The following is a 23,245-nucleotide window of genomic DNA, read 5'->3' as shown; positions in this document are numbered from 1 at the left end:
GGGTCACCCGGTTGTTCCCGACGGGGGAGGATGAGCGTCATGACGGAGATCACCGGCACCGGCGACCCGGCCCGCAGCCTGTCCCTGCTGTGGCGCCTGGTGGAGCCCTCCCCGCGCGGCCGGGGCGCCGAGGCGGGGCTGTCCGTCGACCGCGTCGTCGACACCGCGATCGCGCTGGCGGACGCCGAAGGGCTCGGCGCGCTGTCGATGCGTCGCCTCGCCGCCGACCTCGGCGTCGGAGCGATGACCCTCTACACCTACGTCCCGGCGAAGGCCGAGCTGCTCGACCTCATGGTCGACAGCGCGCTCGGTGAGTTCCCGTCGCTGTACTCCCCGGTGGCCGACCACTGGCGCGCCCGGCTCGAGGCGGTCGCCCGCGCGAGCTGGTCGCAGTACGAGCGGCATCCCTGGTTGCTGCACGTCGCCGCGTCGGGCCGCCCGCCGCTCGGCCCCGGCGTGCTCACCAAGTACGAGCTCGGGCTCCAGGCGGTCGACGGCACCGGCCTCGACGAGGTCGCGATGGACGCCGTGTTCACCCTGATCGAGGGGTTCGTCGCCGGGACCGCGCGCGGGGTGGTCGACCAGGTCGCCGCCGAGGAGGCCACGGGCATCACCGAGACCGAGTGGTGGGAGGCGACCGCCCCGATCCTCGACCGCGTCTTCGACCCGGAGCGGTTCCCCACGGTCACCCGCGTCGGACCCGTCGCCGGCGAGGCGCAGCAGGCGGCGTACGACCCCCGCAAGGCGTTCGAGTTCGGCCTGGTCCGGCTGCTCGACGGCGTCGCGGTGCTGGTCGACGGGTCGCCGTAGGGCCAGCCGCGTCGCCGGTCGTCCCGCCACGCCCGTTCCTGGCGTCGGCCCGCGACGCGCCCACGGGCCGGGGCTGCCCGAAAAGTCCGCGGGGCCCTACTCTCAGCGCATGCTCATCCTCGGTCTGATCCTCTTCGGCATGCTCATCGGTGCGCTCGCCCAGCTGATCCTCGGCCGGAAGTCCGGCCGCATCGACTGGACCATGGCGATCGTCGCGGGGCTCGTCGGCTCCTTCGTCGGTGGCCTGCTGGCCAGCCTCATCAACGGCGACGGCCTCGAGCTGCGCCCCAGCGGCATCATCGGCTCGATCGTCGGCGCCATCATCGTCACCGCGATCTGGCGCTTCGCGGGCGGCCGCTCCAAGGCCTGACGCGAGAACGGCAGCTCCCCGCGAGGGCGTCACTTCACGGTGACGTTCTCGCGGGGAGCAGCCGTTCTCAGCGGCCCGGCCCGGACCGGACCGGACCGGCCCGGACCGCCGCCGTCAGCCTGTTGCGCAGCTGGCGCTCGGCGTCGTCGTGCTGCCGTTCTTCATGATCGTGACGCCGAAGCTGTTGCCGGCGCCGTTCGGTCTGGCCTGCCGGGTGGAGCCGCTGCCGCTGAGCGTCGCGTTCCAGCTGTTCTGGACGCTCTGGCTGCCGGACAGGTTCAGGGTGACCACCCAGCTGCTGGTGCCGCTGACGGTGTAGGTCACGTTGAACCGGTCGGACCACTCGTCACCGCGCGAGACGCTGACCGTGCACGACCCGCCCGAGGGCGGCGGGTTCGTCGTCCCCCCGCCACCTCCCGCGCTGGACGGTGCCACCGCGCGGCCGGTGCTGCTCGAGATGTGCCCCGTGCACAGGTTGCGCGACTTGAGGTCGTTCAGGATGTTCGGCAGTGCCTGCTGCGTCGCCGCCGGCCAGTCGTGCATGAGGATGATCTGGCCGTTGGTCAGGCGGGCAGCCGCCTGCCTGATGGCGTCGGCGCTGGCGTTGTTCCAGTCGTTGGAGTCGACGTCCCAGAGGACCTCGCGGAGGCCGAGCGAGGACTCGACGTTCTTGAGGGTCTGGTTGGTCTCGCCGTACGGCGGCCGGAAGAGCGTCGGGGTGACCCCGGCGGTCTGCTGGATGGCGGTCTGGGTGCGCGAGAGCTGGGACTGGATGTCCGACTGGCTCATGTTCACCAGGTGCGGGTGGTCCCAGCTGTGGTTGCCGATCTGCAGGCCGGCGTTCTTGTAGGCCTGCATGAGCGACGCGTTCGACTGGGCGTTGGAGCCGGTGGGGAACACGGTCGCGGTGGCGCCCGCGTTGCGCAGCGTGGAGATGAGCTGGTTCGTGGTTCCCGTGTTCGGTCCGTCGTCGAACGTCAGGCCGACGTAGCCCGCCGAGCAGCTCGACGAGGGTGGGGGTGTCGTCGTCGTGGGGGTCGGCGTGGGCGTCGAGCCCCCGCCCCCGGAAGTCCCGCAGGTGGCCGACGGCGTCGTGTTGTTGCCGTTCTTCATGATGGTGACGCCGAACGTGTTCGACCCGGTCGAGGTCACGGTCCGTCCGGAGACGTTCGCGTTCCAGCTGTTCTGGACGGTCTGGCTGCCGTTGAGGTTGAGGGTGGCGGTCCAGGAGGTGGCGCCGCTGACGGTGTAGTTCACGTTGAACCGGTCGGACCACTCGTCGGCGCGCGTCGCGGTGATGCTGCACCCGCCGGAGCTGGGAGGCGGTGTCGTCGTGCCACCACCACCACCTCCACCACCGCCGGAGCCCTCGCTCACGGTGATGTTCGAGTTCCCGCTGCTCTGGTAGCCCTCGGTGGCCATGATCATGTAGTTGTGGTTTCCGAGGTTCATGCCCTTGGAGGCCCACGCGTCGAAGTGGTTGCCGGAGGTGATGGTGCCGCCGGTCTTCTTCGACTGCCGCACGCTCCAGTACTGGTAGAACGTCGAGCGGTCACCCTCGATGGAGGGCTGGTTGACGCGCTGGGTGCGGTAGATGTCGTACGTGCCACCGTCGCTGGTCACGGTGCCCATGTGCGTCCCGGTGGGCCGGTACGTGCCCCAGTTGTCGACGATGTAGTACTCGATGAGCGGGCTGGTGGTCCACCCGTAGAGGGTCAGGTAGGCGTTTCCGCTCGGGTTGAAGCTGCCGGAGTAGTTGACGGTCTTGCGCCCGCCGGTCTGCCAGCCCTTGCCCGCCACGAAGTTGCCGGTGTTGCTCCACTGCGTGGAGTACTGCCCGCCGGAGCCCATCTCCATGGAGACGGTGCCCTGGCTGTCGGTCCAGAACGAGTAGAAGTACCCGTTGTTGGTGCCGGTCCCGTTGGTGGAGATGGCGCTGGCGGGGGTGGCGACGGCAAGGCCGACGGCGACCATGGCGCCGGCTGCGACGAACGCCATCAGGGCGCGGAACGGCCGCCGCCTGGATGGCGTACCGCGCGTGTGACCGATACTTTCGAACATCGTGCACTCCTTTGTGCGTGGGGAGCTGCGTGGGGAGCCCTCGGAGGGCGCCCGACGCCGTACCGACGCACAGGCGCGAGCGCGGCGTCGATAACGTTATCGACGTTAGTGTGCAGCGCTGCTCGTGCGCCGGGAACACCTGGGCGCAGGAGCGAACCGTTTAGGATTAGGATTCGAAAGTATCGGAATGACGGGTGGTCCGAACCGGGCCGTACTCGGCGGCCCGGTGCGGGGCGTGGGCCCCGTACCGGGCCGCCAGGAAAGTCAGCCGACGGTGCCGGTGACCTCGTTCCCGTTCCTGACCACGGTGTACGTGACCGTCTCGCCGCTCCAGAAGTGGAACGTCAGGACCACGGGGGAGCCGTCGGTGACCTCCGCGAAGAACGCAGGCCGGAGCAGGATCGTGCTACCTGAGGCGTCCGGTGCGAAGGTCACGTCGAACTCCTTGAACGACGTCCAGCCGTGCGGTCCGGCGTTGGACCCGTCGAGGTAGCGGGCCTCCATGGTGGCCAGACGGTCGCCGCGGAAGTCGGTCGGGACGGCGAACGCGTCGGTCGTGCCCGTCGCGTCGGAGAGCACCGGGGTGTCCGCGATGACGATCTCGATCGACCACGGGACGCCGTGCGAGAACCGCGCCACCAGCTCGGCGCTCGTCCCGTGGACGCCGCTGCCTGACAGGCGTGCCAGGAGCGCCGCGGGCAGGGTCAGGGTGCTGCCGGAGAGGGTGTAGTCCTTGCCCTGCTTCAGCTTCTTCTTGCCCAGCGACAGGTCCTTGAACCTCGTGCCGTTCAGGTTGAGCGTGACCGTCTGGTCCGCCACGGCTCCGGGCCGGACGAACACCTGGTCGGTCGAGGCGGTGCCGGAGCGCTTCTTCCAGCTCGAGGAGATCTGCGCGAACAGCTCCGGGTCCCGCCACGTGAGCGCGGTGCGGTCGAGGTGCTGGCCGTTGTCCCAGAGCATCGTCGTGACACCCGTGGTGCGTGCCTGGTGGCCCAGGTGCTCGAAGAACTTCAGCTTCTCGCCCTGCTCGATGGTGCCGGTGTGCCGGTCGAACCCGAGCAGCCCGTACTCCCCGAGGATGACCGGGATGCCCTGGCTGACCAGGGTGGTCTGCACGCGCGCGATCGCGTCCGTGGCGTCCTGCTGGGCGGTCGCGTCGAACCGGGTGCCGCCTGCGACGTTCACGCTGAACGGCCAGTAGCCGTAGTAGTGGAAGGTCGCGGCGAGGTGGGGGTCGTCGAGCGCGGTGAACGTCGCGACGAGGGAGTCGAGCCGGGCCTGGCCCGAGTCGGTGTGCAGCGTCGGCAGCACCAGGACGCGGTCGGCGTTCCTGCCGCCCGACGAGCGCACGACCTCGTGGAACGCGACGTTGAGCTCGTCGAGGAGCGCGTACTCCTGCGCCTCGCCGGTCGACCCGGCGAACTGCGGCTCGTTGATGCTCTCGAAGAGCAGCGTGCGGGGGTGGTCGCGGAACCGCTCCGCCAGCTGCTGCCACGTCGCGGTGAACTGCGCGAGCACCTCGTCGTGCCGGGTCGGCATCGCGTTGGTCCACATCCACGAGTCGTGGTGCAGGTCGAGCAGGACGGACAGGTCCTCGTCGAGCGCCCAGTCGACGACCTCCTCGACGCGGTCCAGGACCGCGGGGGCGATCGTGTAGTCGGGTGCGGGTCCCTCGTGCTGACCGAGCGTGACGGGGAGGCGGATGCTGCGGAAGCCGTTGTCCCGGACCTCGCTCAGCAGCTCCTGGGTGACGCGCGGGTTGCCCCAGGCGGTCTCGTCGGCCCCCACCGCGTCGAACGTGTTGCCGAGGTTCCAGCCGGGCTGCATCGCCGCGACGACCCTCTCGGCCGACCGTGGGGTGCGGTCGCCGGCCGCTGCCGGGCCGGCGAGGCCGAGCGACAGCGCCGCGGCTGCCGCGACGGCGGTGAGCGTGGTCCAGCGGGGTCTTCTCACGGGCGTGCCCTTCGTCGCAAGGTCACGCTCGACGGGGCGGCCGGCTCCCCGTCGAGCGCGTGAGGGCGTCGGTGCCCCCGGCGTCGCGCTCGTCATCGAAGCGCTTCGACCGGAGTGTAGGGATCGGATGCTCTCGGAGGAAGGGGGCGAAACGGATAGGCCGACGGGAGGACCTTCGGCCCGCGACGGGATCGTGTCCGGCACGACACCGTGGTCACATGACCGCTCTCGTCGTCTTCGAGTCGATGTACGGAAGCACCGCTGCGATCGCCGAGGCCGTCGCATCCGGGCTGGCCGACCTGCGCGTCCCGGTGACGGTCTGCGAGGTGGGCCTGGCCGGGGCACCGTCGCTCGCGCTGCGACCGAGCCTGCTCGTGGTGGGCGCTCCGACGCACCAGCGGGGCCTGTCCACGGCGCGCACCCGTGACGTGGCTCGAGCGGACGGGACGGGGACGGTGTCCCGCGGGGACGGCGTGCGCGAGTGGCTGGACCAGGTCGTCGGGCTCGCGTCCGGTCAGGCCACCGCTGTCTTCGACACCGCAGTCGCGGGCCGGCTCGCGGGGTCGGCCGCACACACCATCGGCAAGCGGCTCACCCGAGCCGGCGCCGAGCTCGTCGTGCCGCCCGAGTCGTTCACCGTCACGGGCCGCTCCAGCGGGCTCCGGCCCGACGAGCTGGAGAAGGCGCGGTCGTGGGGCCGCAGCCTCGCGCTGTTCGCCGTCGCAGCCGCGTCGGGCGCCCGCTGACCGTCAGGCCTCCCGGCGCAGCAGGTCGCCCGGCTGGCACTCCAGCACCTCGCACAGCGCCTCGAGCGTGGTGAACCGGACCGCCTTGGCGCGCCCGTTCTTCAGCACCGCGAGGTTGGCGGGGGTGATGCCGACGCGGTCGGCCAGCTCCCCGACGGACATCTTGCGGCGGGCGAGCATGACGTCGACGTCCACGACGATCGGCATCAGATCACCTCGTCGAGCTCGGCGCGCAGGGTGGTGGCGGTCGAGTCGAGCACCATCGCCTTGGTCAGGAGGATGCGCAGGACGAGCACCAGCAGGGCGATGCCCGCGGTGCCCATGCCGCCGATGACGATGAGCAGGACGATCCCCGGTGCGACGGCCTCGCCCGGCGCCAGCACGAACGACAGGACCACCGCGAGCAGGGTGGCCGTGACCGCGGCGCCGATGATGACGTCGACCCACCGGAACGCGGCCGCGCTGAACACGGTGTCCTTGCGGACCATCGTGAGCAGCCGCCAGACGCAGGCCACGGCCACCTGCACGGCCAGCACGCCGAGGAACAGGATGATCATGAGCGGCCACTTCAGGTGGGCGACCTCGGGGCCGCCGTCGTCGTCGATGTCGCGGCCGATGGCGGGGATGATCATGATCTGCACCGCCAGCAGGCCGGCGAACATCAGCACGATCACCGCCCTCAGGGCGAGGATGGCCAGTCGACCCATGGTGGAGCTCCTTCATCGCGATCTATTGATTAACGATAGAAAACTATCGTTTCGCGACGAGGGTGGCAAGTCCCGGCGATGCGGCGCCCGGCTCCGTCAGGCGTCCCGGCGGCGCAGGACCACGACGGCGGCGACGAGCAGGACGACGGCCCAGCCACCGAACACCGCGGCACGCTCGAACGCCTCGACGGCCGGGATCCCCACGGAGGTCGCCTCGGACGCGTTGATGAACGGCAGCACGGAGGCGAGCGTGTTCGACGGGAAGATCGACAGGAGCCCGATCTCGACGATGTAGGCCACCGCGACCGGCACCAGGAACCCCGCGACCTGGCTGCGGGTGAGCGCGGCGACCGAGAAGCCGATCACGCCCCAGCACACGAGCACGAGGGCCGAGCGCGTGCCGAGCCCGAACCACGCACCGTCGAAGCCGGTCCCCCCGGCGGCCACGCTGGTCACGACGGTGTCCACGACGGTGCACACGATGCTCAGGGCGACGAGCAGCACGACGACCACCCCGACCTTCGCCAGGACGATGTCCGTGCGCCGCGGGAAGGCCGTGTAGAGCGCGCGCAGGGTGTTCCAGCGGAGCTCGGCGCCGATCGCGGACGCTCCGACGGCCGCCGCCACCACGCCTCCCGCGGTGAGGTGGTTCACGGCACCGAGCGGGAAGTCGGCGGCTGAGGTCTCGCCCCGCAGCTGGTTCAGGCTCGTCGCCAGACCCACCAGGAAGATCAGTCCCAGCAGGATCCAGGTGGACCCCACCGACGTCACGCGGCGCACCTCGAAGAGCACGGCCCGGCGCATGCCCTCCATCAGGCCACCTCCCCGCCGGTGTACTCCTGCGCGTCCCGCGTCAGGTCGATGAACGCCTGCTCGAGGGAGGCGTTCCGGGCGACCAGCTCGCGCACCGGCTGCCCGGTCTCGTGCACCAGCAGCCCCACCTGCTCGGTCGACGCGCCCGTCACCACCACGCCGTCGGGGCCCTCGGACACCGCCGTGAGGCCGGCGCGGGTGGCGGCGCCCAGCACCGCCGCGGTGTCCGCGACCCGCACGAGGACCTGGCTGGACGTGCTGCGGTCGACGAAGTCGGCGACGGACTGGTCGGCCAGGACCGTGCCGCGCCCGATGACCACCACGTGGTCGGCCATGAGCTGCATCTCCGGCAGCAGGTGGCTGGACACGAAGACGGTGTGGCCGGCGTGCGCGTACGCGCGCAGGAACTCCCGCAGCCACTGGATCGACTGCGGGTCCAGCCCGTTCGAGGGCTCGTCGAGCATGAGCACGTCCGGCTCGGCGAGGATCGCCGTCGCCAGACCGACCCGCTGGGCCATCCCGAGCGAGAACCCGCCGGGGGAGTCGTCGGCCACGGACCCGAGGCCGACGAGGTCGAGGACCTCGGTGACCCGACGCGCGCCGACGCCGCTCGCCGCCGCGTGCATCATCAGGTGCCGGCGGACGGTCCGCTTCGGGTGGAAGGCCTTGGCGTCGAGGTGTGCCCCGACCGCGCGGGCGGGGACCGGCAGGTCGCGCAGCTGCTGCCCGTCCCACTCGGTGCGGCCGTCCCCGCGGTCGAGGCCGAGCATGAGGCGCATCGTCGTGGACTTGCCCGAGCCGTTGGGACCCAGGAAGCCGGTCAGCCGACCGGGTCGCAGCGTGAAGCTCACGTCGTCGACCGCTCTCTTGCGCCCGTACGTCCGACCCAGACCTGCCGTGGTGACGATCATGCAACGACGCCCTCGTGGGTCGGCTTCACGCGGCCGCGCACGAAGATCAGCCCGACGACCGCGATCAGGATGAAGATCATGTTGGACGGACCGGCGAGCGTGAGGAGCTCGCTCTGCGGGCCCGAGTGGACCTCGTCGATGCCTCCGGTCGCCAGGAAGAGCGTCGGGTCGTAGAGGCCGTGCAGGAGCATCGGCCAGATCAGGTTCCCGGTCACGCGCAGCGTCAGGTACATGCAGATGCCGAAGCCGAAGGCGAAGACGACGGTCAGCGCGACGGTGAGGATCTCCTGGCCGCCCAGGATGTTCGAGGCGTGCAGCAGGCCGAAGATCAGCGACGAGACCACCATCACCACCCACTCGGACTTCCCTGCGTCCCGCAGCATCTTCACCGCGATGCCCCGGGTGAGGATCTCCTCGACGAAGCCGACCAGCAGCCCGGACACGAACGTCACCGCCACCACCCCGGCCGCGTACGACCCGTAGTCGATGCCGAAGAGCCGCAGGAGGATCGCGACGACGACGGCGACAGGCGCGAGCCACATCCACCACCGGCCACCGATCGGTTGACGGGCGAAGAGCGCCGGGAACCAGTGCAGCGAGGCCACGAACGCGATGAGCACCACGGCGCCGATGGCGAGCGGGAGGAACAGGCCGAAGAAGACGCTCTGCGGTGTCGCGAAGAGGTTGTCGGGGTCGACCTGGTCGCCGAACAGGAGGCCGACCAGCTGGCCGCCGAGCAGGTAGAGGGCCAGGTAGACGACGGCGACGAGCGCCGCTCGCCACCACCCGCCCCGGTTCCAGAAGGCCGTCCAGCCGGACGTCGAGGGAGAGCTGGTGGACACGGATGCGGCTCCTGTCGTGGGGTCGGCGTGACGTCTCGCCACTGAAAGTCACGATGGCGGACAGGTCGCCGGACCGCACCCCGGACGCGATGCCGTGCGCGGAGCGCGACGCCGTGTCCGTGACCAGCGTAGATGTCGTGGTTTTGTTAGGACCCCTTCCATTCACCCGGCCCCGGGCAATACGGTCATCCGCAGGTCGTCCGCCCTCCCGGACGGCCGAGCGCGACGACAACGACGTCGTCGTGCTCGCCCGCGGCATCCCTCCTCGTGACGGTCGGGTGCCGAATCGTCCGTCCGTTCGCTCTCGGAGGGTTTCGCCATGCCTCGATCCGTCCATCCACGCCGCCTCGCCACCGCTCTGCTCTCAGCGGTGGTCGCCACCGGCCTCGTCGCCACCGTCGGTCTGACCGTCAACGCGTCCGCGGCCAGCGCCGCCGACACCTGTGCGCAGAAGTCCCGACCGACCGGCAAGGTCCTCCAGGGCTACTGGGAGAGCTGGGACAACTCCAGCGTCCACCCCGGTCTCGGCTACATCCCCATCGACGACTCCCGCCAGGCGCAGCACGGCTACAACGTGCTCATGGCGGCGTTCCCCGTGATCCTCCCCGACGGCACCGTGAGGTGGGCCGACGGCATGGACACCGGCGTCGACGTCCCGACGCCGGCCCAGATCTGCGCGGCGAAGGCGCAGGGGCACACGATCCTCCTGTCCATCGGTGGGGCGAACGCCAGCATCGACCTGTCGTCGGCGGCCGTCGCGGACCGCTTCGTCGCGACCATCGTGCCGATCCTCAAGGCCAACAACTTCGACGGCATCGACATCGACATCGAGGCCGGGCTCACCGGCTCCGGCAGCATCGGCACGCTGTCCACGTCGCAGGCGAACCTCGTCCGCATCATCGACGGGGTCCTCGCAGCGATGCCCGCCGGGTTCGGCCTGACCATGGCACCCGAGACCGCCTACGTGACGGGCGGCGCGGTGGTCTACGGGTCGATCTGGGGCTCCTACCTGCCGATCATCAAGAAGTACGCCGACAACGGCCGCCTCTGGTGGCTCAACATGCAGTACTACAACGGCTCCATGTACGACTGCGCGGGCAACTCCTACGCCGCCGGCACGGTCGCGGGCTTCGTCGCCCAGACCCGGTGCCTCGACGCGGGCCTGACGGTGCAGGGCACGACGATCCGGGTGCCGTTCGACAAGCAGGTCCCCGGTCTCCCGGCGCAGGTCGGCGCCGGAGGCGGGTACATGAGCCCGGCGCTCGTCTCCCAGGCCTGGTCGCAGCTCGGCGGGGCACCCAAGGGGCTCATGACCTGGTCGATCAACTGGGACGGGTCGAAGGGCTGGACGTTCGGCGACAACGTGCGGTCGCTGATCGGCGGCACGTTCCCGACTCCGACGCCGACCCCCACGCCGACATCGACGCCGACGCCCACCCCGACCGCCTCGCCGACTCCGACGTCGCCCAGCGGCTCGTGGGCGGCGTACACGTCGTACAAGGTCGGCGACGTCGTCACCTACTCCGGCACGCGTTACACCTGCCGCCAGTCGCACACGTCGCTGCCGGGCTGGGAGCCGCCGAACGTCCTGGCGCTCTGGCTGCCGGCCTGACCGGAAGGAGCCGTCGACGCCGAGCCTCGCCGGACGCGGCAGGGCTCGGCGTCCACGGTCCGCCGCAGTACGGTGGCGCAGCAGATCGGCAGGGGGCGCCGGGCGATGAAGGTGGCAGGGACGACGGTCGTCGTGACCGGTGCCGGCGACGGCATCGGCCGTGAGCTCGTGCTCGGGCTCCTCGCACGCGGCGCGCGGGTCGCCGCGGTCAGCCGCACGCCGGACCACCTGCGTGCGACCGCCGACCGGGCCGGTGCGCGGGCGGACAGGCTCTCGACGCACGTCGTCGACGTCACCGACCGGGCGGCCGTCGAGGCGCTCCCCGCGGCCGTCGTCGACGAGCACGGTCAGGTCGACGGCCTGATCAACTGCGCCGGGATCATCCAGCCGTTCGTCCCGCTGCTCGACCTGGGGTACGCCGACATCGAGCGGGTGATGGCGGTGAACTTCTGGGGGCCGGTGCACACGACGAAGGCGTTCCTGCCGCACCTCGTCGCGAGGCCCCGTGCGCACCTGGTGAACGTGTCGAGCATGGGCGCCTTCCTGCCCGTGCCCCGGCAGACCGCGTACGGGGCGTCGAAGGCGGCGCTCCGGCTCCTCACGGAGGGGCTGCACGCCGAGCTGGCCGGCACGTCGGTGTCCGTCACCGTCGTGTTCCCGGGAGCGACCCGCACACGGATCGTCGAGAACTCCGGGGTGCGCGCGCCGGAGGTCTCCGGGGCGACCGCGCGGAAGGTGGAGAAGCTGATGACGCCGGCGCCGGCGGCCGCGCGACGCATCCTCGACGCCGTCGAACGGGACGCCTACCGGGTCACCGTCGGGAAGGACGCGGCCGTCCTGGACGTCCTCGCCCGCCTGGCGCCCGAGCGCGCGGCGCGGCTGGTCCGCACGAGGATGCAGGCGCTGCTCGGCTGAGGGACACGGCGACCGGTCACGGCACGAGCCGCGCCACCTGCGCGTCGAGGTACCGGCGTTCCGCGACGTTCGTCGCCCGGCCGGCCGCCCGGCGGTAGTGGTGCAGCGCCCGGTCGTGGTCGCCCGCCTGCTCGAACAGGTGGGCGCGGAGCTGGTCGAGGCGGGGGAGCGACTCGTCGAGACCGTCGAGGAGGGCCAGCCCGGCCGACGGGCCGCCGACCATGGACGCGGCGACCGCGCGGTTGAGCGTCACGACGGGGCTGCCCGTCATCCGCTCCAGCAGCTCGTACAGCGCGAGGATCTGCGGCCAGTCCGTCGCGTCCGCGGTGGGCGCCCGGTCGTGGATAGCCGCGATCGCCGCCTGCAGCTGGTACTCGCCCACGGCTCCATGACCGATCGCCCCGTCGAGCAGCGCGGTCCCCTCCGCCACCGTGGCGCGGTCCCACCGGCTCCGGTCCTGGTCGGCCAGAGTCACCGGGGCGCCCGACGCATCGGTCCGCGCAGGGCGTCGGGCGTCCGTCAGGAGCATCAGGGCGAGCAGACCGGCGACCTCGGGGTCGTCGTCGGCGGCCCGCACGTGACGGGCCAGGCGGATCGCCTCCTCGGACAGGTCTGCCCGGGCGAGGTCGGTGTACCCCTCGTTGAACATCAGGTAGAGGACGCGCAGCACGCTGCGGAGCCGGTCGGGGCGCTCGTCGGACGACGGCATCGAGAAGCGTTCGCCCGCGACCCTCTGCTTGGCCCGGCTGATCCGCTGCGCCATCGTCGCCTCGGGCACCAGGAACGCGCGGGCGATCTCGGCGGTGGTCAGCCCGCCCACCGCGCGCAGGGTCAGCGCGATCGCGGACGTGGGTGTCAGCAGCGGGTGGCAGCACAGGAACAGCACCGTCAGGGTGTCGTCGACCTCGGTGGTCATACCGGTCGCCGGTTCCGCGGAGACCCGGAGCTCCCGGTCCCGGCGGGCGGTGTCGCTGCGCCACTGGTCGACCATCCGTCGTGATGCCGTCTGCAGCAGCCACCCGCGCGGCTGCGCCGGGACGCCGTCGACCGGCCAGTGCCGTGCCGCCGCGATCAGGGCCTCCTGCACCGCGTCCTCCGCGGCGTCGAAGTCGCCCCACCGGCGCGCGAGCGTGCCGAGGACCTGCGGCGCCAGCTCGCGCAGCAGGTCCTCGACGTCGCGGGACACGTTCAGCGCGGGTTGCTCGCCGTCTCGAGGTACGCGTTCATCTCCTCGACGCCCGACGGTCCGTCGTCCATGATCCGGCGCACCTGGATGGGCTGCTGCGTCGGGACCCCGCCGCGCCCCGGCACCGCCGAGACGAGCCCGGCGATCTCCAGAGCGCGCTCCTCGGACTCCACGTCGACGATCTGGTAGCCCGCGACCCACTCCTTGAACTCCTGGAACGGGCCGTCCGTGATCACCGGCGTGACGCCGTCGGACCGCACGACCTTCGCCAGGTCGGGACCCGTGAGGACCTCGCCACCGACGAGCTCACCGTTGGCGATCAGCTCCGCGTTCAGCCGGCCGTAGTAGTTCAGGTGCGCGGCGACCTCGTCGTCGGTCCACTCGGACATCGGGGACTCGTCGGGACCGCTCTGGAAGTCCACGATCAGCAGGTACTTGGCCATGACTGCTCCTCCTTCGTCGTGCCCAGACTGGCACTGGCACTCGAAGAACGGAGCGGTCCGGAGTTTCTCTACGCGTCGAGCGGGAGTAGTTTCCGCGCATGGACCCGACGACCCGGATGCCCGGTCGGCTGGTGCCCGCCGGCGGCGGGCACGTGCCCGTGCGTGTGCGCGGGTTCGTCGAGGATGCCGCTCCGTCTCGGGCCCACCGGTCCGAGCGCGGCTTCGCCGTCGTGCTGGCACGCACCGCGCACGACGTCGTGAAGGTCGTCGACGGTGACACGGTCCTCGGCTACCTGCCCGAGGGGTGGTCACAGACCATGGACTTCGAGCTGTGGTCCTGCGAGCAGGCCGGGGAGCCGGCCGTCGCACGGGCCGTCCTCGAAGGTGCCCGCGGGGAGCGGGACCTGTTCGTGATGCTGAGCTGGCGGCGCAGCCGGGCCTGAGCCGCGCTCAGTCGACGAGAGCCTCGTAGTGCTCGTAGACGTCGAGGGGCAGACCGTCCTCGGTGTCGTCGTCGTCGACGGGCTCCCCGGCGACAGGCTCACGCATCGCGTCCGGGATCGGTCGGACGACCTCGGAGTACTCCGTCGTCCAGTCGTCGCCCTCGTCGTCGGTCGGGTCGAAGCCGATCCCGTGGTCCGCCCAGAACCCGTCGGCGTACCGCTGCTCGACGACGCGCAGCAGCTCCCACGTCGGCCGCTCGTAGTCCGCTGCGTCGTCGACCGTCGCGTACTGGGCGTAGTAGCCCGCACCGAGCATCCAGTACGCGGCCAGCGCCGTCGCCCGGTCCGTGGACGCGTCGTCGAGCACGAACCGGAGGCGGTCGGTGCCGTCGTCGTAGTTGGTGCGGCGCACGAACGTGTGCCGCTGCTGCGGGGTGGCGGTGGACAGGAAGTCGCGCAGGAACGCCTCGGCGGCGTCGGGCCCGGTGGTCGTCACGCCCGCAACGTACCGGCTGGACTCGTCCCCTGCGGGAGACCGCCGGATTGACGGACGCGCCTACACCTCGACGGGCACCGCCCTGCCGGGCTCCGCCCACACGGTGGTCCCGCCGTCGGGCGCGAGCTCCGGCCGTTCCAGCGCCGCCGCGCTGTCCAGGAAGTGCGACCACCCTTCGTGGTGCACGGGCAGGACCGTGCGCGGTCTGAGCGACCGGCACAGCTCGCGCCCGTCCGCGACCGTCATCGTGTAGCGCAGGGGGCCGGTCGTGGGGAACCGGACCCCGCCCAGGTGCACGACCACCGTGCCCACCTGGAGTCGCTCCGGTACCCGACGCACCTCGGAGGTCAGCACCGTGTCACCGGTGACCCACACCGCCCCGTGCTCCTGGCCCTCCCACGTCAGGCCGAAGCCGGTGACGGCACCCACGAGCGCCTGTGCGCCGACGGGACCGTGCCGGCCGGGAGTCGCCGTGACCGTCAGCGTCGGCCGGTCGGGGTGCGTCAGCGTCGTCACCTCCCACGGGTGCAGGCCCACGGCTGGAGGGCCCAGCCGGCGGGCGCCCGGAACGGTCGTGAGGACCGTCGGGACCCCGGCGAGCATCGCGCGACCGGCGTCGTCGAGGTTGTCCGCGTGGTGGTCGTGACTGAGCAGGACCGCGTCGACCGGACCCACCTCCTCCACGGACAGCGCCGGACCGGCCGTCTTGCGCGACGACGTCCCCCAGCCGAACGCGTAGGTCCGGCCGGGGGCGTCGAACGTCGGATCGGTCAGGATGCGCCAGCCGTCGACCTCGAGGAGTGCCGTCGGGCCCCCGATGTGCGTGAACGTCAGGCTGGACACCGTCAGGCGGACGTGGCGTTCGAGGTGGCGTGAGCGAGTGCCCACTCCAGCGCGCGGTCGGCGATCTCCTCCCAGCCGGGACCCGCGACCATGAGGTGCGGCCGCCCGTCGTAGGTCTCGTGCTCGGTGACCGTTCCCTCGCCCTTGTAGTGCTTCGCGTTCGACGCCTGCACCGAGGGCGGCATGATGTGGTCCTCCGAGCCCGACAGGAACAGCAGCGGCACCCGGTTCGGGTTGTGGAAGTCGACCCACGCGTCCTGGTGGCCCGGCTGCACGTTCGCCAGGACCGAGTCGATCAGCACCCGGCCCGACGCGGGGATGTGGTACCTGTCGTAGAACTCCCGCGACTGCTCCGGCGTGTACGTGTTGGTGAACGCGTACGTCCACTCCTCGAACGACAGACCGACCGCGCGGTGATGGTTCGCCGGGTTCTTCACGACGGGGAACACCGACTTGAGCTGCGACCACGGGGTGACGAGCACGCCTTCGACCGGCGCCGAGTTCAGCGCGACCGCGGCACTCCCGTGCCCGCGGTCGAGCATGAGCTGCAGGAACGTCCCACCCGCCGAGTGGCCCATCAGGATCGGCTTCGTGGGGGTGTCCAACGAGCTGATGAACTCGTCCAGGTGAGACGCGATCGCGTCCACCGTGAGGTTCGCGATCGGTGTCGGGTCCGCGCGCAGCGCCTCGACCTCCACCTCGAACCCCGGGTAGCCGGGCGTGTGGACCGTGTAGCCCTTGGCCTCGTAGTACGCCTTCCAGCCCTCCCAGGAGCGGGGTGTGACCCAGAAGCCGTGGATGAGCACGATCGTGTCCGGAGCCGTCATGACGCCACCTCGTCCCTCGTCGCGTGTCCGGTTCGTCCGACCGGTTGGAGAGCACTGTGGCACCGGCGGGTTACGCGCAGTGTTCTCCGGGTGCACGGTTCTGTTGCTGCTGTGCAGACCATGTACCCGCTGCCGTGGAAGACGCTGGACGTGCTCCGCTTCTCGTCGCCTCGTGCCGATGCATCGTGCATGACGAGCACCGAGCCCGACGCGACCGCCGGGGTGGCGTCCGCAGCCGGGTCCTCGGCGACGCGCACGCCGGTCGGCACCGGGTCGAGGTGGTGGTCGAGACGTCGGCGGGCGCCGTTCGCGCCGTCGTCGGCCGGTGGGCCCACGTCCGCGTCGACGCGTCGACGCGCTGCACGCTGACGATGGAGACGGACTCGCTCGAGGGGCCGCTGTTCGCGCTGGGCTCCCTCGGGGCGGAGTTCACGGTCGTCTCGCCCCCCGAGCTGGCCGCGATGGTGCAGGACTGGGGCGCGCGCTTCGGGCGTGCCTAGACCGGTGGGCGTGCCGCCGACCGGGACCGGGCGAGGGCCAGCCCGCCGAGCACGACGGCGAGGGACCCGAGGGCCACGGCCACGACGGCTCCGCCGAGCCCGTTCCCCGTGCCCAGGCCGCCGCGGGCGGTCACCGCGAACACCGCGCCGGCGACGGTGCCGAGCAGGCCCAGCACGAGAGCTGCGAGGGCACCCGAACGCCCTGCCCGGCCGGTGAGAGCCAGCCCGCCGACGACCACGGCGACCAGGGCGACGACGGCGACGGCGGTGGGCCCGATGCGGCCGGGGGTGAGGCCGGTGACTGCTGCGGCTGCGTACGAGACGGGTGCTCCGTGCATGATCTGTCTCCTCGTCGGTGGGTTGCGTGTCCTGCGAAGCCTGTCGTCGGGGAGCCCCTCGGTCGTCCGGCAGGCGTGGGCTCTTGGCGCTGCCGCGGAGGTCGTAGCGGGGCCTCGCCTACCGCGCTCGCGGTAGGAGCCGGTCCGTCCCGGGCGGGATCCGTCCGTCGGAGGTGTCCGGCTACGGTGCCGGGATGGGCTCGCGACGGTTCGACGTCCCGGCTCCCGTCAGGGACGCGGTGATCGCCGTCGGCGTGGCCGGTGCGCAGGTGGCCGCGGGGCTGTCGGGCGACCACCCGGCCGGCGGACGCGGCGTGCTCGGCCTCGCCCTCCTGGCGGCCGGCGGCCTGGCACTCGGCGCCGCGCGTCGTGCACCCGTCCTCGTGCTGGCGGTCACGGGGCTGTGCGCGGTGGGCTCCCAGGTGGCCGGCTTCGACGTGCCGGCCGTGGCCTTCCTGGTCGCGGTGTACGCGGCGATGCGGGCGGGGCGCCGCGCGGCCACCCTGATCGCGAGTGTCGCCGTGCTCGTCGTGCTCCCGGCGGTGGCCCTGCTCTCCGGGCAGGACGCGGGTGCGGCGTTCGAGCAGGCGCGCGACGTGCTCGAGCTGGCGTGGCTGGTCGCGGCGGCCGCGGCGGGTGAGGCGCTCCGGCAGGCCGAGCGGCGGGCCGACGAGGCGGAGCGCACCCGGGAGGAGGTCGCGCGGCGCCGTGCCGACGAGGAGCGGCTGCACATCGCGCGGGAGCTGCACGACTCGCTCACCCACCAGATCGCGGTCATCAAGGTGCAGTCCGAGGTCGCGGTCCACGTCACCCGCCGGCGAGGTGAGCCGGTGCCGGCGGCGCTGCTGGCCATCCAGGCGGCCGGGCGCGAGGCGACGCGCGAGCTGCGCGCGACGCTGACGGCGCTGCGCGAGGACGGCACGACCCAGCCGCGCGGCCTCGACGACGTCCACGAGCTCGTGCAGGGCGCCCGGACCATCGGGCTGCACGCGACGCTGACGATGGCGGGCGAGCGCCCCGACGTCCCGGCCGCCGTGAGCAGGACCGTGTACCGGATCGTCCAGGAGGCCCTCACCAACGTCGCCCGGCACGCGGACGCCAGCACGGCGTCGGTCACGATCGACTGCCGACGGGACGTGCTCACGGTGCAGATCGACGACGACGGCCGCGCCGCGCCCGGCAGCGTCCCGGTGCTGGGGGTGGGGCTGCTCGGGATGCAGGAACGGGTCGCGGCCCTCGGCGGGCTCCTGCGCGCGCGACCACGCGACGAGGGCGGGTTCTCCGTGCGGGCCGAGCTCCCGGTGAGCAGCGCGTCGTGATCCGGGTCCTGCTCGTCGACGACCAGCCGCTGCTGCGCAGCGGGTTCCGGGCGCTGCTCGACCTTGAGGAGGACATCGAGGTGGTCGGCGAGGCGGGCGACGGTGAGCACGCGGTCGCGCTCGCGCGCGAGCTGCTCCCGGACGTCGCGCTGGTCGACGTCCGGATGCCCGTCGTCGACGGCATCGAGGCCACCCGACGCATCGCCCTGGACCCGGGCCTCGCCGGGGTGCACGTCGTGATCCTGACGTCCTACGGGTTCGACGAGTACGTCCTCGACGCTCTCCGTGCGGGGGCAGCGGGCTTCCTCGTCAAGGACATCGAGCCGGAGGACCTGCTCCACGCCGTTCGCGTCGCGGCACGCGGCGACGCCCTGCTCTCCCCGTCGATCACGCGCCGGCTGATCGACCGGTTCGTCTCCCAGCCGCCACGCCGGGGCGTCGGCACGGCCCTGCACGCGCTGACCAACCGCGAGCGCGAGGCGGTCGCCCTGGTCGCGGAGGGGCTGTCCAACGACGAGGTTGCCGCAAGCATGGTGATCACCCCGATGACCGCGAAGACCCATATCAACCGCGCGATGACCAAGCTCCACGCCCGCGACCGGGGCCAGCTCGTCGTCCTCGCCTACGAGTCCGGGCTGGTGACCCCGGGCGGCCGGCGCTAGACCGGGTCGAGCCTCGGGTCGTTGTCGACCAGCACGGCGAGCGCGGGCGCGGTCACGTTGGCACCGAACGCGGGGGTGCCGGGCTGGAGGTGGGCACCGGCGCGGAGCGGTCCGACGACGACGGGGTCGAACCCGAGGCGGTCGACGAGCGTCGAGACGGCTGCGGTGTCGGCCGGGTCGTCGCCCGCGACGGCGATCGCCTTGCGCTCGGGCGCCCCGACGGGCCGGGCCTCGCCGTCGAGGTCGTGGTAGCCCATGTGGTTGAACGCCTTCACGACACGGGACCCGGTCAGGTGCTCCTGGACGAGCTCGCTGGTGGTGGTCCGGGGGTCGGTGAGGTCGTCGCGCAGGCCGTCGATCTCCCACCAGTAGTTCATGGCGTCGACGACGAGCTTCCCGGCCAGGGCGTCGACCGGGAGGTCGCGGTACTTGCCCAGCGGCAGCGCAAGGATGACGACGTCGGCGGAGGCTGCGTCGAGCGCGGTGACCGCGGCCGCGCCGGGGGCGAGGACTTCGATCGTGAGGGCGATCTTCGCCGGGTCGCCGGAGCCCGCGACGAGCACCCGGTACCCGGCGGCGACGGCCAGGCGGGCCAGGACGGTGCCGACCTTGCCCGCGCCGAGGATGCCGAGGGTCGTCACGCGTCGGCCACCAGGTCGCGGACCATGGGGATGACCTTGGTGCCGTAGAGCTCGACGTTGCGCAGACGCGCGTCGGCCGGCTGGGCGCCGGTCGTGTAGATGAGGTCGAACCGGCCGACCCCGAGCGCGGTGACGGCCCGGGCGATCTTCTGCGCGACGGTCTGCGGGGACCCGACGTACAGGGAGCCGTGCGCGACCTCGGCGTCGAACTCCTCGCGACGCACGGGCGGCCAGCCGCGCAGCGCACCGATCCGGTCGCGCTGGAGGCGGTAGTGCGGCCAGAAGATCTCGACGGCTTCCTCGTCGGTGTCCGCGACGAACCCGGGGGAGTGCATGCCGACGGGGTGCGCGGTGGTGCCGAACTGCTCGGCCGCGCGGCGGTACAGGTCGAGGTACGGCGCGAAGCGCTGCGGGTCCCCGCCGATGATCGCGAGCATCAAGGGAAAGCCGTACTGGGCGGTGCGGACGACGGACTGCGGCGAGCCGCCGACGCCGACCCAGGTGGTCAGGTGGCCGGACTCGGTCTTGGGGAAGACGTCGGCGTCGTGCAGGGCCGGGCGCGTGGTGCCGGACCAGGTGACGGGCTGCTCGGTGAGGAGTCGGGAGAACAGCTCGATCTTCTCCTCGAAGAGCACGTCGTAGTCGGCGAGGTCGTAGCCGAACAGCGGGAACGACTCCGTGAAGGAGCCGCGGCCGAGGATGACCTCCGCGCGTCCCCCGGAGATCGCGTCGAGCGTCGCGAAGCGCTGGAACACACGCACGGGGTCGTCGGAGCTGAGCACCGTGACCCCGGAGCCGAGCCGGAGGCGGGAGGTGCGGGCGGCGATGGCGGCCAGGACGGTCTCGGGCGACGAGACGGAGTACTCGGGCCGGTGGTGCTCACCGAGCGCGATGACGTCGACGCCGACCTGGTCGGCGAGGACGGCCTCCTCGACGACCTGGCGGATCGCGGCGGCGTGCGAGACGAGCTCGCCGTCGGGGCCCTGGGGGCGGTCGCCGAACGAGTCCAGGCCGAGCTGGAGGGTGGTCACGGGGTTCTCCTCGATCATCAGTAGTTGACCCTTCAACCATACCCGGGTGCGATCGATTCCTGGTGGTAGGAACGGGTGTGCCCATCCTCCCGACCGAGCGCGACCCCCGCCTGATCACCGTCCGACGCGGAGGCACGCTGACCGACGAGCACCACCGCCTCCTGACGGCTGCGGAGCGCCATCTGCTGGCACGTCTTCGACGACTGACCCAGCACGTGGATCACGCCAGCCGGATCAGCCCGGCCTCGCTGTGCCGCAGCCCGCACGCGCCCTCGTAGAAGTCGACCAGGTGGGACTCGTAGTCGGCGTGCAGCCAGTGGCAGCCCGACCTCCGCGCCTCGTCGGCCGCGGCGCGGACGAGCGCACGCCCGACGCCTCGCCCCTGCGCGTCGGGTGCGACGCAGGTGTCCAGCAGGATCGCGTGCACACCGCCGTCGCCGACCACGTTGACGAAGCCGACGAGCCGACCGTCCAGGCGGGCCGTGACCCACGTGAGGCTGTGGCCCGCCAGGCGCTGACGCCAGGGCGTCGGTGTGACCGGATGACCGAACGCGGCGGCGTGCAGCGCATCGAGCTCGGGATCGGCGAGCTCACCCCGCACGTCGATGGACACGGACCGGGCGTCGATCAGAGCACCTCCGCCGAGAGGGTCCCGGGAGCGAGCACGTGCAGAGCCGCGACGACGTCGTCCGAACATGCGCACATCATGGCCGACCAGGCACTGGGTCAGTCGCCGTCCAGCACGTCCGCGATCATCCGGTGACCCTCCTGCTCGAACCCCGCGTCGCCCACCTTGTACGCCCACACGGCGGTCCCGACGGCCTCGCGCAACCGGTCCCGCCGCCACGTCAGCGGCTCGCGCGGGTCGCCGCCGTACCCGTCGAGGAGCGCCCGCTCGAGGTCGGGTCGGCCGCGGAGCTGCTTCGCGTGCAGCCGGGTGAGGTCGGTCGCGGCCGGACGCCAGTCCGTGCGGCCGAAGTCGATGACCGCGACGCGCCCGTCGTCGACCAGCCAGTTGCGGGGCTGCCAGTCGCCGTGGGTGGGGACGAGCGGGCGCGGCGGCACGGGGTGCGCGAGCTCGGCCCGGAGGCGGGCGACCACGTCGTCGGGGATGCGGTGCTCCCCCTGGAGCCACGCCAGCGACCTGGCGTCGGCGCGCAGCTCGTGGTCGCCACCGGGCCGGCTCTGCTGGGCGTGGAACAGGGCGAGCAGGCGACCGGCCTGCCGGTACACCTGCGGCTCGTGCTCGGCGGGGGTGCCCTCGACGAGCAGACCGGGCAGCCAGGTGGTCGCGAGCAGTCGGAGGCTGGGTTCGGCACGCAGCAGGTGGGGGGCGAGCGCGCGGTCGGCGAGCGGGGCGACCACCTCGGCGTGCGCCGCGATCTCCCGGTCCATGTGGTGGTCGTCGGGCCGCCCGGCCTTCACGACGACGTCGCGGCCCTCGTGGCGCAGCCGGAGCACGGTCCGGCCGAGGAGCACCCAGCTGTGGTCCGCGACGAGCTCGGCGCCCGGGAACCACGCGTCGACAGCGGTCCGCTGCGCGGCCGCCAGCCCGGGGAGCGCGGGCGGCGAGGCGTCGGTCACGCGTCGCACCCTAGGGAACCGGCGGGCGCGCTGTCGCGCCTTCTCAGTCCCGCCCGCAACTACGCCGACCGAAGGTTCGTCCGCTGAGGTGCTTGCGTAGTACTACCTCGGACCACCACCATCGGGGCCGCGGCTGGCACGATGCCGGCAGCCCGACCACCGGAGCGTCCCATGTCGCAGCAGCAACCCGTCCCCGCCCGACCGACCGCCGCGTTCGTCGGTGCGTCATGGGTGGCTCTCGTCATCGCGCTGCTCGCCTACGGCGTCGGGCTGTGGAACGCCGAGCTGGACCCGGCGGAGAAGGGGTTCCTCGGCACGCTGCTCCTGCTCGGGCTGTTCTCCGCCATCGCGGTGCAGAAGTCGGTCCGTGACCGCGCCGAGGGCGTGCCGGTGACGGGGATCTTCCTGGGCCTGGCGTGGGCGATGGTGCTGACCTCGCTGGTCCTCGTGTCGATCGCGCTGGGCAACGCGCCGTTGGAGCTGTCGGAGAAGGGCTTCTTCGGGTTGAGCTTCACGATGGCGCTGTTCTCGGTGGTCGCCGTGCAGAAGAACGTCCGCGACCTGGCCGCCGCCGGGCCCGCGCCCGCAGCCCCGAAGCCGCTGAACGAGCCGGACGCGAAGGCGACCGTCTGGCAGTGAACGACGAGCGGCCCACCGCACCCCCACGAGGGGAGTGCGGTGGGCCGGGCCGTCACTTGTAGGAGATGGACGACGTCGAGTACCCGCACGCGGACGACGGTCCGGAGCCGATCTTCGACGGCTCGCCCGAGGTCACGCCCTTGTACTCCTCGCAGATCATGATCTTCTTGGACGAGTCGTTGTAGATCGACACGTTCGTGATCGTGGCCTTGTCACCGAGGTTGGAGTTGATCCCGACCAGGGACTTGCCCGGGGCGGTCACCTTGATGTTGTCGATGACGACGGTGCGGGCGTACTGCTTGGAGCAGTTCCCGCACGAGCGGTANGTTGATCCCGACCAGGGACTTGCCCGGGGCGGTCACCTTGATGTTGTCGATGACGACGGTGCGGGCGTACTGCTTGGAGCAGTTCCCGCACGAGCGGTAGAGCTTGCCGAAGTCCGTCACCTGGAAGTTCTTGATGACGAACTTGCCGGGGCCGTTGTGCTGGAAGACCTTGTCGGACGCGCCCTTGGCGCCGCCGCCGTTGATGGTCATGACCTGCGAGCTCGACG

29 protein-coding genes are annotated in these 23,245 nt (G+C 71.9%); 10 read left to right on the top strand and 19 right to left on the bottom strand.

Going from position 1 to position 23,245, the window contains the following annotated elements; genetic code table 11:
* Positions 1 to 39: 39 nt before the first annotated feature.
* Complete coding sequence (locus ASF78_RS21450) at positions 40 to 810, top strand: TetR/AcrR family transcriptional regulator (protein WP_056594618.1); 771 nt, start codon at positions 40 to 42, stop codon at positions 808 to 810.
* 109 nt (positions 811 to 919) lie between these two features.
* The gene (locus ASF78_RS21445; RefSeq protein ID WP_056594615.1) at positions 920 to 1,180 is read left to right on the top strand and encodes a GlsB/YeaQ/YmgE family stress response membrane protein; all 261 of its coding nucleotides are present in this window, start codon (positions 920 to 922) and stop codon (positions 1,178 to 1,180) included.
* A 114-nt stretch (positions 1,181 to 1,294) separates the two neighbouring features.
* Here the strand turns inward: ASF78_RS21445 and ASF78_RS23340 are convergent, their stop codons facing one another.
* Both ASF78_RS23340 and ASF78_RS21435 read right to left on the bottom strand, forming a co-directional pair.
* On the bottom strand, positions 1,295 to 3,178 hold the full coding sequence (locus ASF78_RS23340) for a glycoside hydrolase family 11 protein (RefSeq protein ID WP_304437714.1): 1,884 nt from the start codon (positions 3,176 to 3,178) through the stop codon (positions 1,295 to 1,297).
* Between the two features lie 327 nt (positions 3,179 to 3,505).
* Positions 3,506 to 5,194 carry a cellulase family glycosylhydrolase gene (locus tag ASF78_RS21435; protein ID WP_056594609.1) on the bottom strand — a complete coding sequence of 563 codons (1,689 nt, stop codon included), beginning with the start codon at positions 5,192 to 5,194 and terminating at the stop codon, positions 3,506 to 3,508.
* A 218-nt stretch (positions 5,195 to 5,412) separates the two neighbouring features.
* Between ASF78_RS21435 and ASF78_RS21430 the strand changes: the two genes are divergently transcribed.
* Positions 5,413 to 5,940, top strand: coding sequence for a hypothetical protein (locus ASF78_RS21430; RefSeq protein WP_082495302.1), 528 nt, complete (start codon positions 5,413 to 5,415; stop codon positions 5,938 to 5,940).
* A gap of 3 nt (positions 5,941 to 5,943) precedes the next feature.
* Here the strand turns inward: ASF78_RS21430 and ASF78_RS21425 are convergent, their stop codons facing one another.
* The 5 genes from ASF78_RS21425 to ASF78_RS21405 form a co-directional block, all read right to left on the bottom strand.
* Entirely contained in the window at positions 5,944 to 6,147 is a 204-nt protein-coding gene (locus ASF78_RS21425) for a helix-turn-helix transcriptional regulator (RefSeq protein ID WP_056025474.1), read from the bottom strand.
* Positions 6,147 to 6,647 carry a DUF2975 domain-containing protein gene (locus ASF78_RS21420; protein ID WP_056594607.1) on the bottom strand — a complete coding sequence of 167 codons (501 nt, stop codon included), beginning with the start codon at positions 6,645 to 6,647 and terminating at the stop codon, positions 6,147 to 6,149. Before ASF78_RS21420 ends, ASF78_RS21425 begins: the two co-directional genes overlap by 1 nt.
* Positions 6,648 to 6,743: 96 nt before the next feature.
* A complete protein-coding gene (locus ASF78_RS21415) occupies positions 6,744 to 7,460 on the bottom strand; it encodes an ABC transporter permease subunit (protein ID WP_056594604.1) in 717 nt (238 codons plus the stop codon).
* A complete protein-coding gene (locus ASF78_RS21410; protein ID WP_056594601.1) occupies positions 7,460 to 8,371 on the bottom strand; it encodes an ATP-binding cassette domain-containing protein in 912 nt (303 codons plus the stop codon). The genes ASF78_RS21415 and ASF78_RS21410 overlap by 1 nt, the downstream gene beginning before the upstream one ends.
* Positions 8,368 to 9,213, bottom strand: coding sequence for a CPBP family intramembrane glutamic endopeptidase (locus ASF78_RS21405; protein ID WP_056594598.1), 846 nt, complete (start codon positions 9,211 to 9,213; stop codon positions 8,368 to 8,370). The genes ASF78_RS21410 and ASF78_RS21405 overlap by 4 nt, the downstream gene beginning before the upstream one ends.
* Positions 9,214 to 9,532: 319 nt before the next feature.
* Between ASF78_RS21405 and ASF78_RS21400 the strand changes: the two genes are divergently transcribed.
* Positions 9,533 to 10,825, top strand: a complete 1,293-nt coding sequence (locus tag ASF78_RS21400) for a glycosyl hydrolase family 18 protein (protein ID WP_082495300.1) — start codon at positions 9,533 to 9,535, stop codon at positions 10,823 to 10,825.
* Between the two features lie 72 nt (positions 10,826 to 10,897).
* Positions 10,898 to 11,740, top strand: coding sequence for an SDR family oxidoreductase (locus tag ASF78_RS21395; protein WP_235518758.1), 843 nt, complete (start codon positions 10,898 to 10,900; stop codon positions 11,738 to 11,740).
* A 16-nt stretch (positions 11,741 to 11,756) separates the two neighbouring features.
* Here ASF78_RS21395 and ASF78_RS21390 read toward each other — a convergent pair whose 3' ends face one another.
* Together ASF78_RS21390 and ASF78_RS21385 are read right to left on the bottom strand one after the other, a co-directional pair.
* Positions 11,757 to 12,926, bottom strand: a complete 1,170-nt coding sequence (locus ASF78_RS21390) for an RNA polymerase sigma factor (protein WP_056594595.1) — start codon at positions 12,924 to 12,926, stop codon at positions 11,757 to 11,759.
* Positions 12,927 to 12,928: 2 nt separating this feature from the next.
* Positions 12,929 to 13,369 carry a YciI family protein gene (locus ASF78_RS21385; protein WP_056594590.1) on the bottom strand — a complete coding sequence of 147 codons (441 nt, stop codon included), beginning with the start codon at positions 13,367 to 13,369 and terminating at the stop codon, positions 12,929 to 12,931.
* Between the two features lie 98 nt (positions 13,370 to 13,467).
* On the opposite strand from ASF78_RS21385, the gene ASF78_RS21380 reads away from it, so the two are divergent.
* Positions 13,468 to 13,812, top strand: a complete 345-nt coding sequence (locus ASF78_RS21380; protein ID WP_056594586.1) for a hypothetical protein — start codon at positions 13,468 to 13,470, stop codon at positions 13,810 to 13,812.
* A gap of 7 nt (positions 13,813 to 13,819) precedes the next feature.
* On the opposite strand, the gene ASF78_RS21375 is transcribed toward ASF78_RS21380, so the two are convergent.
* Genes ASF78_RS21375 through ASF78_RS21365 form a run of 3 tightly spaced genes read right to left on the bottom strand, consistent with a single transcriptional unit; the run spans position 13,820 to position 15,978 of the window.
* Positions 13,820 to 14,308, bottom strand: coding sequence for a DUF4274 domain-containing protein (locus tag ASF78_RS21375; RefSeq protein WP_056594583.1), 489 nt, complete (start codon positions 14,306 to 14,308; stop codon positions 13,820 to 13,822).
* Positions 14,309 to 14,368: 60 nt separating this feature from the next.
* Positions 14,369 to 15,151, bottom strand: coding sequence for an MBL fold metallo-hydrolase (locus ASF78_RS21370; protein WP_056594580.1), 783 nt, complete (start codon positions 15,149 to 15,151; stop codon positions 14,369 to 14,371).
* A 2-nt stretch (positions 15,152 to 15,153) separates the two neighbouring features.
* Positions 15,154 to 15,978: a carboxylesterase gene (locus ASF78_RS21365; RefSeq protein ID WP_056594578.1), complete on the bottom strand. Its 825-nt coding sequence runs from the start codon at positions 15,976 to 15,978 to the stop codon at positions 15,154 to 15,156.
* A 185-nt stretch (positions 15,979 to 16,163) separates the two neighbouring features.
* Between ASF78_RS21365 and ASF78_RS21360 the strand changes: the two genes are divergently transcribed.
* Positions 16,164 to 16,478 carry a WYL domain-containing protein gene (locus ASF78_RS21360; protein WP_056594576.1) on the top strand — a complete coding sequence of 105 codons (315 nt, stop codon included), beginning with the start codon at positions 16,164 to 16,166 and terminating at the stop codon, positions 16,476 to 16,478.
* Here ASF78_RS21360 and ASF78_RS21355 read toward each other — a convergent pair.
* Complete coding sequence (locus ASF78_RS21355; protein WP_056594573.1) at positions 16,475 to 16,816, bottom strand: DUF6223 family protein; 342 nt, start codon at positions 16,814 to 16,816, stop codon at positions 16,475 to 16,477. The two genes, ASF78_RS21360 and ASF78_RS21355, sit on opposite strands and share 4 nt — an antisense overlap.
* Positions 16,817 to 17,010: 194 nt before the next feature.
* Between ASF78_RS21355 and ASF78_RS21350 the strand changes: the two genes are divergently transcribed.
* Complete coding sequence (locus ASF78_RS21350; protein WP_056594720.1) at positions 17,011 to 18,135, top strand: sensor histidine kinase; 1,125 nt, start codon at positions 17,011 to 17,013, stop codon at positions 18,133 to 18,135.
* On the top strand, positions 18,132 to 18,797 hold the full coding sequence (locus tag ASF78_RS21345; protein ID WP_056594569.1) for a response regulator transcription factor: 666 nt from the start codon (positions 18,132 to 18,134) through the stop codon (positions 18,795 to 18,797). Before ASF78_RS21350 ends, ASF78_RS21345 begins: the two co-directional genes overlap by 4 nt.
* Here ASF78_RS21345 and ASF78_RS21340 read toward each other — a convergent pair.
* The 4 genes from ASF78_RS21340 to ASF78_RS21320 form a co-directional block, all read right to left on the bottom strand.
* Complete coding sequence (locus ASF78_RS21340; protein ID WP_056594565.1) at positions 18,794 to 19,438, bottom strand: NADPH-dependent F420 reductase; 645 nt, start codon at positions 19,436 to 19,438, stop codon at positions 18,794 to 18,796. The genes ASF78_RS21345 and ASF78_RS21340 overlap by 4 nt on opposite strands.
* Complete coding sequence (locus ASF78_RS21335) at positions 19,435 to 20,469, bottom strand: LLM class flavin-dependent oxidoreductase (protein WP_056594717.1); 1,035 nt, start codon at positions 20,467 to 20,469, stop codon at positions 19,435 to 19,437. Before ASF78_RS21335 ends, ASF78_RS21340 begins: the two co-directional genes overlap by 4 nt.
* 220 nt (positions 20,470 to 20,689) lie before the next feature.
* Positions 20,690 to 21,082: a GNAT family N-acetyltransferase gene (locus tag ASF78_RS21325; RefSeq protein WP_235518756.1), complete on the bottom strand. Its 393-nt coding sequence runs from the start codon at positions 21,080 to 21,082 to the stop codon at positions 20,690 to 20,692.
* Positions 21,083 to 21,195: 113 nt separating this feature from the next.
* Positions 21,196 to 22,053 (bottom strand): aminoglycoside phosphotransferase family protein, encoded by an 858-nt coding sequence (locus ASF78_RS21320; RefSeq protein WP_056594558.1) that lies wholly within the window; start codon positions 22,051 to 22,053, stop codon positions 21,196 to 21,198.
* Positions 22,054 to 22,224: 171 nt separating this feature from the next.
* Here ASF78_RS21320 and yiaA point away from each other — a divergent pair, with 171 nt between their 5' ends.
* Positions 22,225 to 22,692 carry an inner membrane protein YiaA gene (gene yiaA, locus ASF78_RS21315; RefSeq protein ID WP_056594557.1) on the top strand — a complete coding sequence of 156 codons (468 nt, stop codon included), beginning with the start codon at positions 22,225 to 22,227 and terminating at the stop codon, positions 22,690 to 22,692.
* A 52-nt stretch (positions 22,693 to 22,744) separates the two neighbouring features.
* Here the strand turns inward: yiaA and ASF78_RS23185 are convergent, their stop codons facing one another.
* Positions 22,745 to 22,969, bottom strand: coding sequence for a pectate lyase (locus ASF78_RS23185; protein WP_255354848.1), 225 nt, complete (start codon positions 22,967 to 22,969; stop codon positions 22,745 to 22,747).
* 49 nt (positions 22,970 to 23,018) lie between these two features.
* A partial coding sequence (locus ASF78_RS23180) for a pectate lyase (RefSeq protein WP_255354847.1) occupies positions 23,019 to 23,228 on the bottom strand: 210 nt, incomplete at its 3' end.
* Positions 23,229 to 23,245: the final 17 nt, after the last annotated feature.

This window comes from Cellulomonas sp. Leaf334 (genome assembly GCF_001424195.1).
Lineage (GTDB): Bacteria > Actinomycetota > Actinomycetes > Actinomycetales > Cellulomonadaceae > Cellulomonas.
This window is presented reverse-complemented; position numbering and strand designations above follow the sequence as displayed.